Source organism: Methylobacterium sp. WL116, assembly GCF_008039455.1.
Classification (GTDB): domain Bacteria; phylum Pseudomonadota; class Alphaproteobacteria; order Rhizobiales; family Beijerinckiaceae; genus Methylobacterium.
In genome coordinates, this window is sequence record NZ_VRUV01000878.1 from 1 (window position 1) to 1171 (window position 1171).

The following is a 1171-nucleotide window of genomic DNA, read 5'->3' on the forward strand; positions in this document are numbered from 1 at the left end:
TCGCCACGGTCTCGCGCGCGCCGCCGCGGCCGAGCGCCAGCACGGGGGTGCCCTCGGCCTGCGCCTCCACCGGGATGATCCCGAAATCCTCCTCCGCCGCGAACACGAAGGCGCGCGCCGTCCCCATCAGCCGGCGGAGCTCGGAATCCCCGACGAAGCCGGCGAACGTCACGTTCGGCCCGGCCGCCTCGCGCAGGCGCGCCTCCTCGGAGCCGGTCCCGGCGACGACGAGCCGGAGGTCCGGCAACAGGGCGAAGGCCTCGATCACCGCGCGCACGTTCTTGTACGGCACGAGGCGGCTCGCCACGAGGAAGTGGTCGCCGCGCGGCAGATCCGCCCGGATCGCCGATTGCGTGACCGGCGGATGGATCACCTCGGCGGCGCGGCCGTAGACCTTGCGGATGCGCCGGGCGACGAAGGCGGAGTTGGCGACCACCGCGTCCGGCCCGCTGGCGGTGCGGGTGTCCCACAGGCGCATCCGGTGCAGGATCATGCGGGCGACCATGCTCTTGACGCCGTGCTCGTACCCGCTCTCGCGCAGGTAGCTGTGCTGCATGTCCCAGGCGTAGCGCATCGGCGAATGGATGTAGGACACGTGGACCTGGCTCGGCCCGGTCAGGATGCCCTTGGCGACGGCGTAGCTGCTCGAGATCACGAGGTCGTAGGCCGAGAGGTCGAACTGCTCGACGGCGATCGGCATCAGCGGCAGGTAGGCGCGGTGCCGGGTGCGCACCAGCGGCATCCGCTGCAGGAAGCTCGTCCGCGTGGCGCCGACGCCGATCTTGGCGCGGTCGGCCGGGCTCAGGAAGTCGAACAGCGTGAAGACGTCCGCCTCGGGATAGATCGCCAGGATCTCGTGCAGGACGCGCTCGGCACCGCCGACGACGTAGAGCCAATCATGGACGATCGCGACGCGCATCTTCGAGACCTCGAAGGAAGGGGCACCGAGGCGAAGCCCGGTGTGGATGCAACTTACAGGTGTAATCACCTGAATGGTCGCGGCCAATGCTGGTGATAGGCGGAGATGCTTGCACTTTTAGAAATATCGACGGCTCAAAGGCCTGCCGACAGCGCAAAGACTGCTGAATTCGCCCGCTTGGTAAATCTTAACTATGCTGAAGCGGCTCGGCGCGCGGTTCCGGCCCGCCGCCGGCCGCGCCGGCCTCAGAGC

At 68.8% G+C, this 1171-nt stretch carries 1 protein-coding gene; it reads right to left on the minus strand.

What is annotated here, in order from left to right; translation table 11 throughout:
* Nucleotides 1-919 (minus strand): glycosyltransferase (locus FV223_RS28125; protein WP_147729940.1); only part of this gene is annotated, 919 nt, incomplete at its 3' end.
* Nucleotides 920-1171: the final 252 nt, after the last annotated feature.